The organism is Pseudomonas sp. NPDC087358, from assembly GCF_044900785.1.
GTDB lineage: Bacteria > Pseudomonadota > Gammaproteobacteria > Pseudomonadales > Pseudomonadaceae > Aquipseudomonas.
This window is the reverse complement of the sequence record NZ_JBJDOA010000014.1, coordinates 134,819-148,172: the sequence shown is the minus strand read 5'-3', so window position 1 is coordinate 148,172 and position 13,354 is coordinate 134,819. Positions and strand designations below refer to the sequence as shown.

1 protein-coding gene is annotated in these 13,354 nt (G+C 65.3%); it reads right to left on the bottom strand.

What is annotated here, in order from left to right; genetic code table 11:
- Positions 1-327 precede the first annotated feature (327 nt).
- A complete protein-coding gene (locus ACI2KS_RS25585) occupies positions 328-13,326 on the bottom strand; it encodes a non-ribosomal peptide synthetase (RefSeq protein ID WP_404623807.1) in 12,999 nt (4,332 codons plus the stop codon).
- Positions 13,327-13,354: the final 28 nt, after the last annotated feature.

Sequence of the window (13,354 nt, the reverse complement as noted above, 5' to 3'; positions counted from 1 at the left end):
CTACTGCCGGTGCCCGGCAGATCGCTGGCAAGCCAAGCTCCCACGGCCTTCGGCCAGAATCAAAAGCAGGCGGCGCAGGAGAGGTGATCGCTTCTACCCGCAGGACTACAGATGCCGATCGCTTCTGCCCGGAGGGCGTGGGAGTCCGCCGGGGTGGCGCTCCACCTTGCCGACGATCTGGCGCGAAGCGCCAGTAAACCCTGTGAAGGGTATGCACCTGACACACCGAGTGGCCTGATTTCACTGCCGGTGCCCGGCAGATCGCTGGCAAGCCAAGCTCCCACGGCCTTCGGCCAGAATCAAAAGCAGGCGGCGCATCCGGCCCCCTTACAAATCCTCCAGCTCCGCCATCAGGTCGCTGAGGCGGTCCATGCTGTCCTCATTGACCTGGTTGGCTTGCAGGCCGTCGATGTATTCGGCCAGTTGCTGGACGGTGCTGCATTCGAACATCGCACGCAGGGGCACTTCCCGGTGCAGGGCTTTTTGCACGCGGGAGGCGATTTGCGTTGCCAGCAGCGAATGTCCGCCCAGCTCGAAGAAGTTGTCCCGTACGCCGACCTGATCGACCTTGAGCACCTGCGCCCAGATGTCGGCCAGGGTGCGTTCCAGCGCGTTGCGCGGCGCCAGGTAATCGGCGCCGTGCAACTGGCCGATCTGCAGATCCGGCAGGGCTTTGCGGTCCAGCTTGCCGTTGGCGTTGAGCGGCAGGCGCTCGAGCCACAGCCAGTGCAGCGGAACCATGTACTCGGGCAGTTCCTCACGCAGTCGCTGCTTGATCCGCTCCAGCTGCTCGCTTGGGTTGTGCGCCGCATCCGCTGCCACCAGATACCCCACCAGGTGCTTGCCGTTGACGCCCTCCTGAACACTGACCGCGGCATCGCGCACTGGCGCTTGCTCGTGCAGGCGCGCCTCGATTTCACCCAGCTCGATCCGGTAGCCGCGAATCTTCACCTGATGGTCGATGCGCCCGACGTACTCCAGCACCCCATCGACGCGGCGACGGGCCAGGTCGCCGGTGCGGTACAGACGCTCGCCCGGCGTCCCGAACTGGCTCGGCACAAACGCCAGTGCCGTGCGCGCCGGATCGCTGACATAGCCGCGCCCGACCCCGGTGCCGGCCACGCACAGTTCGCCCACGGCGCCCAGCGGCACCAGCGCCTGGGCGCCGTCGAGCAGGTACAGGCGATTGTTGTCGGTCGGGGTGCCGATCGGCAGGTAGCTGCCGCCAGTGGAGGCCAGATCGACACGATAGAAGGCCACATCATCCGAGCATTCGGCCGGGCCATAGGCGTTGACCAGACCGATCTGCGGATAACGCAGCAACCATTGTTGCGCCAGTTGCGGTGGCATCGCTTCACCGGTCGGCAGCATCCAGCGCAGGCCATCGAGGCTCATTCGCTCCTGCGCCAGCATGCCCTGAATCAGCGAAGGCACGCTTTCCAGCACGCTGATGCCATGCGCCTGGACATGGGCCAGCAGCGCTTGCGGATCATGGGCGATGGCGTTCGGCACGATGTCCACCCGCGCCCCGAACAGCGGCGCGGCGAGGAACTGCCAGACAGAAATATCGAAACTCTGCGATGCCGTCTGGGCGATCACGTCAGCTTCGCTCAGTTGCAGGTACGGCACCTTGCTCAGCTGATTGTTGAGCATACCGCGCTGCTCGACCATCACGCCCTTGGGCAGGCCGGTAGAACCGGAGGTATAGATCACGTAGGCCAGATTGCCCGGCGCGCTGTGGACGCCCGGATTGCCGGTCGGCCAGGCACTGTGCTGCACCTCTTCCCAGACCAGCAGTCGTGGCCTGCCTGCGCAGGAATAGGCCTGCAACAGGGTTTGCGCCTGTTCCCGGCACGCCGCTGTGCACACCAGCACCGGCGTCTGGCTCATTTCGATGATGCGCCCAAGGCGCTGGCTCGGCAGGCCCGGATCCAGCGGCAGATAACCCGCCCCGGCCTTGAAGCTGCCGATGATCATACCCAGCAGGTCCAGACTGCGTTCGGCGAGCAACGCCACCGGCTGATCGACGCGCACCCCGGCTGCGATCAACGCATGGCCCAGACGGTTACCGCGCAGGTTGAGGGTTTCAAAGCTGTGCTGTTCATCAAGGCAGGTCGCAACGATTCGCTGCGGGTGCGCGGCGACCTGCGCTTCGAACAGCGAGACGTAGCTCTGCTCCAGCGGGTAGGCATGTTCGCTCTGGTTGCAGCGCTGCAGGAGGAACGCCTGTTCCTGTTCAGCGAGCAGCGGCAGATCGTTCATTTGCCCATGCAAGCCATGCATCAGCGCCAGCAGCAGGCGTTTGAACTCACCCAGCAGGCGCTCGACGCTGGACTGCTCGAAGTAGCGCTGGTCATAGGACAGATGCAGCCCCAGTTCGTCGCCGGGGTAGCACACGGCGGTCAGCGGGAAATTGGTGTGCGTGCGTCCGGAATCGGAAGTCGCCGCCAGACTCATGGCGTGATCGAGCACCGATACGTCCACCGGCGCGTTCTCGAACACGAACAGGCTGTCGAACAACGGCTGGCCTTTAGGCAGTTCACTGTTTTCCTGGATGCTGACCAGCGGCAGGTATTCGTACTCGCGCAGTTCCATGTTGCGCTCGAGCAACTGGCCAAGCCACTGGCGCACGCTGCAGCGTTCGCCATCCTCGGGCAGTCTGACGCGCAGGGCGACGCTGTTGATGAACAGGCCGACCGTGCGTTGCATCTGCGGCAGTTCCACCGGACGCCCGGCCACGGTCACGCCGAACAGCACGTCACGCTCACCGCTCAGGCGCCGCAGGACCAGCGCCCAGGCTGCCTGCGCGAAAGTATTGACGGTCAGTTGCTGTTGCTGGGCAAGTTCGCGCAGACGCACGCCATCGGCCGCATCCAGCCGCGTGTAGCAGTCGCCCACCAGCATGCCGCCGCTGTCGCCGGCGTGTTCACGCAGGAACGGTCGGTCGCTGGGGATCGGGGTGGTGCGCTCGAAGCCCTTGAGGTTGTTTTTCCACCACTGCCGCGCCTGGTCCAGGCTCTGCTTTTGCAACCAGCCAATGTAGTCGCGATAACGCGGCGGCGGGTTCAAGCGGGCTTGACGATCTTCACCCAGGGCGCTGTAGATTTCGAAGAAATCGTTCATCAGCAACGAACGGCACCAGGCGTCGATGAGGATGTGGTGATTGCTCATCATGAACCAGTAGCGCGCTGCCCCGAGCTTGATCAGGCGCAGGTGCAAAGGTGCCTGATGCAGCAGATCGAATCCTGCTTCGCGCTCGGTCTTGAGCAGCGCTTGCAACCGTGGCTCATGACTGTCCTCGGGCTCGGCGCTCCAGTCCAGGTAATCGATCGGCGTGCTGCCGGGCTTGTGTATCACCTGCAGCATGTCCTCGCCGACGTTCCAGCAGAACGATGCGCGCAGCGCCTCATGCCGGGCGACCACCGCCTGCCAGGCCATGGCAAAACGCTCAGGCTGCAGTGCGCTGTCGATGCGGTAGCGGTCCTGCATGCAGTACAGGCCGGTGCCCGGTTCGAGCAGGGTGTGCAGCAGCATGCCCTCTTGCATCGGGGTCAGGGGATAGACGTCCTCGATCTGGGTCCAGGCCACCGGCAGGCTGTCCAGTTGCGTCTGGGTCAGGCGTGCCAGCGGGAAGTCCGACGGCGTCAGGCCACCTGCCTGGTCGCCGATGCAGTGAGCGATCAGGCTGCCCAGTTCTTCGACGTAGGCAGCGGCCAGCTGCTCGATGGTGTCACGCGCGTGACGCTCACCACTGAAGGTCCAGCGCAGCACCAGCTCGCCGCCGTAGACCTGGCTGTCGATGCTCAGCTCGTTGGGCAGTGGCGCATGCGGATCGTGGGCCTGACCGGCCGACGCTTGCATGGGGCGCAACACCGCATCGTCGGCAAAGCTCTGATCGAATTGACCGAGGTAGTTGAAGGTGATCGGCGCCACCGGCAACGCGGCCATTGCATCGCGGCTGGCCTGATCGGCCAGATAGCGCAGCACGCCATAGCCCAGGCCCTTGTGCGGCACGCCGCGCAGTTGTTCCTTGATCGCCTTGATCGAGTCGCCCTGCCCGGCCTCCACGGCCTGCAGGCGGACCGGATAGGCACTGGTGAACCAGCCCACGGTACGGGTCAGGTCGATGTCGTCGAACAGGTTTTCACGGCCGTGGCCTTCGAGCTGAATCACCGTCGACGGCTGTTCGGTCCAGCGCCCGACAACCCGCGCCAGCGCGGTCAATAGCAGGTCGTTGACCTGCGTGCGGTACGCCGCCGGTGCCTGTTGCAGCAGTTGCCGTGTACGGTTTGCGTCCAGCCGTACGCTGACGGTCTGCGCGTGTTTGTTCTGCCGGCCGCCTTCGACCCGAAGGCCCGGCAGATCCAGCGCGGGGCCAGCCAGTTGCGCTTGCCACAACGCCAGTTCCTCACGCAACGACTCACTGGCGCCGTAAGCCTCAAGACGCTGCGCCCAGTCACGCAGGGCACTGGTCTTGGCCGGCAGTTTCAGAGGCTCGCTGGCCAGTATCTGCCGATAGGCCCCTTGCAGATCGTCGAGCAGGATGCGCCAGGAGACGCCATCCACCACCAGGTGATGGATCGCCAGCAGCAGCCTTTGCTGGCCCAGCGGCCCATCCACCAGCAAGGCGCAGAGCAGCGGCCCATGCTGCAGATCCAGGCTGCGCTGGGCGTCGTCGAACAGCGCGGCAGTTTCGGCCATGTCGGCCACCTGCACCTGGCGCAGCACACCTGTCTGAGCCATGCCTCGGTGTTCGGCGTGCCATTGACCGTCGCGGCAGGTGAAGCTCAGCCGCAGGGCATCGTGGTGCTGCCCAACGGCCAGCAACGCCTGGTCCAGCGCGTGCGGATCCAGAACGCCAGTGGGTTCCAGCACCAGCGCCTGGTTCCAGTGCTGGCGCTGGGGGATCTCACTGTCGAAGAACCAGCGCTGAATGGGCGTGAGCGCCGACGCGCCGGTCAGCGGCTGCTGCTCGGCGCGGATCTGCTCGCTGCGCGTGGCAACCAGGGCCAGGGTCTGCACGGTCTGGTGCTGGAACAGGTCACGCGGGGTGAAATGAATCGCCAACTGGCGCGCCCGGCTGACCACCTGAATCGACAGAATCGAATCACCGCCCAGCTCGAAGAAGTTGTCGTTCAAGCCCACCTGCCCCAGGTTCAGCACCTCACACCAGATGCCTGCCAGCTGCTGCTGCAGTTCACTGCTCGGGGCCACGTAACGCTGACGATTGAGCTCCGGATCCGGGGCCGGCAAGGCGTTGCGGTCAAGCTTGCCGTTGGCGGTCAGCGGCATGCGCGCCAGGCCGATCAGGTGCGTCGGCACCATGTAGTCGGGCAATTGACTTCTAAGCTGAGCCTTGAGCGTTTCGCGCAGTTGCCCTTGAGCGTCTTCGTCCTGCCCGGCCACGTCGCTGACCAGATAAGCCGCCAGCTGTTTACCGCCGGGCATGTCCACTGCCAGCACCACCGCTTCGCGGACGGCTGGATGCTCCAGCAGACGGGCTTCGATCTCGCCCAGCTCGATGCGAAAACCGCGAATCTTCACCTGATGGTCGATCCGCCCCAGGTACTCCACCAGGCCATCGGCGCGCTGACGCACCAGATCGCCGGTGCGGTACATGCGCCCGCCATGAGGGGCAAACGGGTCGGCGAGGAAACGCTCGGCGGTCAGCCCGGCACGCTGGTGATAACCCTGCGCCAGGCCTGCTCCGCCTATGTACAGTTCACCGGTTGCGCCCTGTGGCAGCAAGGCAAGATCGGCATCCAGGATGTACGCCAGCCGTGCGCCGACCACGCTGCCGATCGGCACGCTGGCCTGGCCTTCTTCCAGCGTTTCGGGGGCCAGACTCGCCAGCGGCATGACCACCGTTTCGGTCGGGCCATAGGCGTTGAAGAACAGCTGCGGACCGAATGCCGCGCGAATGCGGTGCAGATGCTCGCCGGTCAGCGCTTCGCCTCCGGTGATGCACATGCGCACCGGTAGCGTCCGTTGCGCCGTGGCCAGGTATTGCGCCAGCTGGCTGCCATAGCTGGGGGTGAAGCCCAGAATGTTGACCTTCTGCTCGGCAATCAGCTCGCAGATTTCTCGCGCATCCCACTGGCCCTGAGCGCGCAGCACCACGCGCGCGCCGCTGAGCAATGGCACCAGCAGGCGCTCGGTGGCGGCGTCGAAGTTGATCGAATAGAAATGCAGCTCGCAGTCATCAGGGCGCATGCCGAAACGAGCAATCACCGCCTGACAGTGCATGGCGATTTCACCGTGGCAGACCACCACGCCCTTGGGTTTGCCGGTGGAACCCGAGGTGTAGATCAGGTACGCCTGATGCTGCGCCAGGGTGTTCAGCGGCGGCTCGCTGGCCGGGTAATCCGCGAGCGCCGGGCCGTCATCCTCCAGGCACCAGCGCGCCACGCCCGCAGGCAATGCGCCGAGCCCCTTGAGCAGCGCCGCATGGCTCAGCAGCAGACCGATGCCACTGTCTTCGATCATGTAGTGCAGGCGCTCCAGCGGGTACTCCGGGTCCAGCGGGACATAGGCCCCACCGGCCTTGAGAATCGCCAGCAGGCCAACCACCATCTCCAGCGAGCGCTCCAGCGCCAGCCCGACGCGGACCTGCGGCCCGACACCCTGCTCACGCAGGCGCCAGGCCAGGCGATTGGCCCGCTCATCGAGCTGACGATAGCTCAGGGTCTGGCCTGCGAAGGTCAACGCCGGGGCATCCGGACGCGCCGCGACCTGTTGGCTGAACAGGCTGTGGAGGCATTGATCCAGACGCTGCTCACCGGTTTCGGCGCCGAGGCTCTGGTGCAGAGTCTGCTGTTCGCCTGGCGCCAGCAACGGCAGCTCGCTCAAGCGTTGATCGGGATCGGCGATCAGCGCCTGCAGCAGGTTGCGCCAGTGCTCGGCCATGCGCGCGATGCGTGGCTCATCGAACAGATCGGTGCTGTAGGTCAGGCAGCAACCCAGACGCTGGTCCAGATCGGTGACTTCCAGATTGAGGTCGAACTTGGTCGCGCGGGCATCGTTGACCAGATAGTCGACCGTCATCCCACCCAGCGTCCGGCTCTGCTGGAATTCCCAGCGCTGCACATTGCACATCACCTGAAACAGCGGGTTGTAGGCCGCGCTGCGCGTCGGTTGCAAGGCTTCGACCAGATGGTCGAACGGCAGATCCTGGTGCGACTGACCGTCGATGACCGTATGGCGCACCTGTTCGAACAGCTCGGCGACACGCATCTGCCCGTCGAGCTGGCAACGCAGCACTTGAGTGTTGAGGAACGCGCCGATCAGGCCCTCGCTTTCGGGACGGATGCGGTTGGCCACTGGCGCGCCGATGCGCAGATCGGTCTGCCCGCTGTAGCGATACAACAGCACCGACAACGCGGCGGTCATGGTCATGAACAGGGTCAAGCCGTGCGCGGCATTGAAGGCGCGCACCCGCGCCGCCAGCTCGTCACTGAGATCAAAGCGGTACAGCTCGCCCCGGTGGCTCTGCACTGGCGGGCGCGGACGGTCGGCGGGCAGTTCCAGCAGCGGATGTTCATGGCCCAGCTGCGCGGTCCAGTAGTCGAGCTGGCGCTGCCGCTCACCGGCTTCCATCCACTGTCGCTGCCAGACGCTGTAGTCCAGGTATTGCACCGGCAGGGGCGCCAGCGGCGATTCGCGGTCGTCGATGAAGGCTTCGTAAAGCGCACTCAGTTCCCGGGCGAAGATATCCATCGCCCAGCCTTCGGTGACGATGTGGTGCAGGGTCAGGACGAAGTAATGCTCCCGCTCGCCGGCCTTGACCAGCCAGGCGCGCAGCAAGGGACCGGTTTCCAGGTTGAACGGCGTGTGCGCCTGGTCATCGGCCAGCTGTTGCAGCCGTTGCTGCTGCGCGGCGCTGTCCAGTGCCGAGACGTCCATCCATTGCAGGTGCACACCGGCTTGGGCCGATACCTGCTGACGGGCCACCCCGTTGCTGGCCGGAAAGGTCGTGCGCAGGGTTTCGTGACGCATGATCAAGGCCTGCAGCGCGCTTTCGAACCGGCCGACGTCAAGCACACCGCTCAAGCGCGCCATGCCGCCGACGTTGTACGCCGGGCTGTCCGGTTCCATCTGCCAGAGGAACCACATGCGCTGCTGCGAATAGGACAGCGGCACCGGCTGGCTGCGGTCGATGCTGACGATGGCCGATTGCTGGTTGGTCTGCCCGCTCGCCTTGAGCGCGGCGATGCGCGCAGCGAAGGCACCCAGCTCGCTGGCTTCGAACAACACCCGCAGCGCAAGCTCGACATCGCATGCCTGACGAATACGGGAAATGATCTGCGTCGCCAGCAACGAGTGTCCGCCCAGGGCGAAGAAATCGTCACGCAAGCCGATACGCGGCACGCCCAGCACCTGGCGCCAGATCGCCGCGATCTGGCGTTCCAGGTCCGTGTGTGGCTCGACATGCTCGCGCAGCTGCCACACAGGTTCAGGCAGCGCGCGCCGGTCGAGTTTTCCGCTCGGGCTCAGGGGCATGGCTTCAAGGCGCATCAGCTGCGCGGGCACCATGTACTCCGGCAGCTCGGCGGCCAATGCGGCTCTGAGGCTGTCGATCTGCTGCTGCGGGTCGACGCTCGAATCGGTGGCCGTGAAATAGCCGATCAGCTGCGCGCCGGACGCGCTATCGCGCAGCAGCACCAGCGCCTGATCGACACCCGCCAGCGCCAGCAGCCGGGCCTGAATCTCTTCGGGCTCGATGCGAAACCCACGCAGCTTGACCTGCTGATCCAGGCGCCCGAGGTACTCAAGGACGCCATCGGCAGTCCAGCGCGCACGGTCGCCGGTGCGGTACAAACGCGCACCCTGACGGCTCAGCGGATCGGCGATGAAGCGCTCGGCGGTCAGGCCGGCACGCCCCAGATAGCCACGGGCCAGACCGATACCGCCAATCCACAGCTCCCCCGGCACCCCCGCAGGCACGGGGTTGAGTTCGCCATCGAGGACATGGCAGACCACATTGCCCAAGGGACGACCAATCGGAGAACGCTCGCCGTCTTCAGCACGGCAGTGCCAATGGGTGACGTTGATCGCCGTTTCGGTCGGCCCATAACGGTTGTGCAGCTGGACCGCCGGCAGTTGCGCCAGCACCCGGTTGCGCAGCCCGGCCGGCAAGGCTTCGCCACCGGAAAACAGCCGACGCAGGCTGCTGCACGCCGCCACTTGTGGCTCGTTGATGAACAGTTGCAGCAACGGCGGAACAAAGTGCAGCGTGGTCACCCCCCACTGTTGAACCAGCTGGGCGATCCGCTGCGGATCGCGGTGCTCGCCAGGGCCGGCCAGCACCAGCGAACAGCCAGTGATCAGTGGCCAGAAGCACTCCCAGACCGACACGTCGAAACTGATCGGCGCCTTTTGCATCAGCACGTCTGTGGCGTCCAGCGCATAGGTGGCCTGCATCCATTGCAGGCGCTCGGCCAGGGCGGCGTGGGTGTTGCCCACACCCTTGGGCTGACCGGTCGAACCCGAGGTGTAGATCACGTAGGCGAGGTTATCGCCGTGCAGGTGCAGGCCTGGCGGCTGGCTCGACCAGTTGTCCAGCTTGAGCAGGTCCATGGCGATCACACCGACGCCATCGGCGCACGGCAGGCGCTCGAGCAACTGGCTCTGGGTCAGCAGCAGTTCGACCCCGCTGTCGGCCAGCATGTAGGCCAGACGCTCGGCCGGGTAGTCCGGGTCCAGAGGCACGTAAGCGCCTCCGGCCTTGATGATCGCCAGCAAGCCGATCAGCAGTTGCGGTGAACGCTCGGCGGCGATGGCCACCGGCACATCCGGCCCCACGCCCTTGTCACGCAGGTAATGCGCCAGACGGTTGGCCTGTGCGTGCAGGCTGGCGTAATCCAGATCACCGCCGTCCCACAGCAGCGCGTTGCGCTCCGGCGTCTGTCGGGCCTGTTGATCGAGCAACTGCGGCAGCCACTGGGCCGCGGGCTTGCGTGGCGCGACGCTCCAGGTCTGCAGTTGTACTTGCTCCTCGACGCCAGGCAATTGCAGGTCGCTCAAGGCACGCTGCGGATCGTCGCTGACCTGTTGCAACAGGCTGACGAAATGCCCGGCCAGTCGCGCCACAGTCGTGGCGTCGAACAGCTCGTCGGCGTAGTCGAAAGCCAGGCTGATCCTGCCTTTGTGGTCTTGCTCGCTGTGCAGTTGCAGGTCGAACTTGGCCTGGCGGCTGTGCCACGGTAACTCTTCGGCCAGCAGCCCAGGCAGGCGCCGCAGCGCGCTGAGGTCACGTTGCTGATGGTTGAACATGACCTGAAACAGACCCTGCTCGCGGGCCTGCGGGAACGCTTCGAGCAACTGCTCGAACGGCAGATCCTGATGGCCTTGGGCACCCAGCGTCGCCTCACGGGTGCGCTCAAGGAGCGCAGCAAATGGCAGGCGCGAATCGACTTCGCTGCGCAGCACCAGGGTGTTGATGAAGAACCCGATCAGCCCCTGGCTTTCCAGGCGCGGCCGGTTGGCGCCGGGCACACCGATACGGATGTCGGTCTGGCCGGTGTAGCGGTGCAGCAGGGTCTGGAAAACCGTGAGCAACAGCATGAACGGCGTGGCTTGATGGTGGTGTGCGGTCTGGCGCAGGGCGTCGCTCAGGGCAACGTCCAGGCGCAGGCTCAGGCGCGAGGCGCTGTGCTGGCGCTGTGCCGAGCGCGGGTGGTCGCAGGCCAGGTTCAGCACCGGTTGTTCATCACCCAGTTGTTGCGTCCAGTACGCCAGTTGCCGCGCCGATTCGCCATCGGCCAGCCAGCTGCGCTGCCAGTGAGCGTAATCGGCGTAGTGCACCGGCAGCGGCGCAAGGTCGGCGCTCTGCCCGTGGCAGGCAGCGGCATACAGCCGGGAAAACTCATCGATCAGAATGTTCAGCGACCAGCCATCGGCGATGATGTGGTGCAGCGTCACCAACAGCAGGTGTTCCTGCTCGTCCACGCGTATCAGCGTGACCCGCCACAGCGGACCCTTGCGCAGATCGAAGGGCGCGCGCGCATCGTCTTCGCGCAACTGTTCGGCGCGCAGGTGTTTTTCGGCAAGGTCGCTGAGGTCGACCACGCTCAAGGAGAACGCCGGCTCGCTGTCGATCCACTGCAGCGCCTGACCGTCACGTTCATCGAAGCGGGTGCGCAAGGACTCGTGGCGTTCGATCAATCGGGCAAAGCTGTTGCGCAGGGCGCGTTCGTCCAGCTCGCCTCGCAGACGCAAGGCTCCCGGGATGTTGTAGGCGCCGCTGTGTGGCTCAAGCTGCCAGAGGATCCACAAACGGTTCTGCGCCAGCGATTGCGCCAACGCCTGATGGCGCGGCAGGCGAGCGATCGCGCCTTGGCTGACGCCGTCGTTGACCGGCTGCAGCGCCACTTGACGGGCAAATTCGCTCAGGGTCGGCGACTCGAACAACAGGCGCAGATCAAGCGCCACACCGAGCATTTCACGCAGCTGCGCCACCACTTGGGTGGCGAGAATCGAGTTGCCGCCCAGCAGGAAGAAGTGATCGTCGGCGTTGACGCTTGCGCATTGCAGGTGCTCGGCCCAGACCTGGCCGATACGGCTTTGCAGATCGCTCGACGACTCGCTTGCCGCCTCGCCAGCCTGCCCCGGCGCATCGGGAAATCGGGCGTAGCTGTCCAGCGAGCCGTCAGCCAGCCGCGCGCGACAGGCCGAGCGTTGCAGCTTGCCACTGGAGGTCTTTGGCAGCGCGCCGGGGTTGAGCAGGACCACCACGTGCGGCGCTTGCTGACAGGCGTCGGCGACCACCTGGCGCAGCGTCTTGATCAGCGCTTGGGGTGGCAACAGTTTTTGCACGCTGCGGCCGATTTCAGCCGCGACGCCGATGCCTTCCTCGCCGTTGAGGGTGACGGCGAACACCGCAACCCGGCCCTTGCGGACCACCTCGACTTCACGCTCGATGGTCTGTTCGAGGTCCTGCGGATACAGGTTGTGGCCGCGGATGATCAACATATCCTTCAGGCGACCGGTGATGTACACCTGGCCCTCGCGCAGAAAGCCCAGGTCGCCGGTGCGTAGCCAGGTCCGACCGTCACGCTCGACGAAGCTGTGTGCCGACGCCTGGGGGTTGCGCCAGTAGCCATGGGCGATGCTCGGGCCTGCCGCCCAGACTTCGCCCACGGTATTTTCACCGCACTCATTCAGGCTGCCGGGCTCGACGATGCACAGTGCGTGGTCGGGTTGCGCGCTGCCGCAGCTCATGACCGTGCTGCCGTTGCCCGCTTCGGCGCGGTTCTGGCTCAGCGCCAGGTCATCGAGTCGCAGCGCCGGGATGCCCTGACCGCGCTGACCGCCGGCAACGAACAGCGTCGCTTCAGCCAGGCCATAGGAGGCGAAGTAGCTGCTGTCGCTGAAGCCGCTGACGGCAAATTTATCGGCGAACTGCTGCAAGGTGTCCTGGCGGATCGGTTCGGAACCCGAGTACGCGACCCGCCAACCGCTCAGGTCCAGGCGTGACAGCGCCGCTTCGCTGACGCGCTCGCTGCACAGGCGGTAGGCGAAATCCGGACCACCGCTGATGGTGCCGCCGTATTGGCTGATCGCTTCGAGCCAGCGAATCGGTCGGGTAAGGAAATACGCAGGCGACATCAGCACGCACGGCACACCGCTGAAGATGGGCTGCAACAGGCCGCCAATCAGGCCCATGTCGTGGTACAGCGGCAACCAGCTGACGATCACGTCGTCCGGGTTCAGGTCGATGCCGAAGCCGCGTCGGATCAGTTGTTCGTTGGCCACCAGATTGCCGTGGCTGACCTGCACACCCTTGGGCAATGCCGTGGAGCCCGAGGTGTACTGCAAGAAGGCAATGTCATCGGCGCGCAGCTGCAAAGCTTGCCAGCCGTCGGCCAGCGCAGGATCCAGACCATCCACGCAGAGCAGCTGCGGCGCATGGGCGGCGCGCAGTTCGTCCATCTGCAGCAGAGGCTCGCGCAACGTCGAGCGGGTCAGCAGCAAACGTGGCTCGGCGTCGGCAATGATCGACAACAGGCGTTCCTGATGATGGCGACGCGCCGATTCCGGCGGATAAGCCGGCACCGCGATGACCCCGGCGTACAGGCAGCCAAAAAACGCCGCGACGTAGTCCGGGCCGCTGGGGAACAGCAGGATCGCACGATCTCCGGGACTGGCACTGGCCTGCAAGGCAGCGGCGATGGTTCGCGCCCGGAGGTCCAGATCGCGATAGCTGAGCACCGCGCCCTGCTCTTTGTCGTCGGCGAGAAAACGCAACGCCAGACGGTCAGGGGTCAGGGCAGCTCGCTGTTGCAGAGCATGGGCCAGGGTAACGGGGAGGTCGAACGCGTCCATCATGAAAGTCCTGAGTGGAGTCGGCTAACAA